Origin of the sequence: Aequorivita sp. 609, from assembly GCF_014212065.1 — a bacterium.
GTDB classification, from domain to species: Bacteria; Bacteroidota; Bacteroidia; order Flavobacteriales; family Flavobacteriaceae; genus Aequorivita; species Aequorivita sinensis.
The window spans coordinates 1-400 of the sequence record NZ_JACJVM010000061.1 but is presented as its reverse complement, the minus strand read 5'-3'; the positions used below and the strand labels follow the sequence as shown (position 1 = coordinate 400).

At 46.2% G+C, this 400-nt stretch carries 1 protein-coding gene; it reads right to left on the bottom strand.

Features of this window, described 5'->3' with window-relative positions:
- Positions 1–57: 57 nt before the first annotated feature.
- Positions 58–400: hypothetical protein (locus tag H4O20_RS15470; RefSeq protein ID WP_221442870.1), on the bottom strand; the 343-nt coding region annotated here is incomplete at its 5' end.

The following is a 400-nucleotide window of genomic DNA, read 5'->3' as shown; positions in this document are numbered from 1 at the left end:
TTCAACAGTTGTTTTATTTGAAAAGCATTTCTGAACTCCATAGTCTGTTTATGAGCCTTAAGCTTGAGCTGGAGCAGCTTCAGGCTTCTTGGCCTTGGTCTTCTTCACAACCCTCTTCTTCTTGGGTTTCAGCATCTTAGCCTTGATGTCAGGGTTGTGTTGCAGGATAGCACGGCGACGTGCAGTCTTGGCGTAGGGGTTGAGCTTCATCATCACTCTCAAGTTCTTCAGAGGGTTCTTCTTGAACACTCTGCGATTAATCTTGAGATTAGCAGGACGAAGTGCCTTCTGGACTTCCTCACTCTTGATGATTCTGTTCAGATCTGTGTTGTTCATTTTGTGCATGGGCAAGTTGTAGTCCACTTTAAGGGAGGAAGGTTTGCGCCAAGTGCCGTAGAGG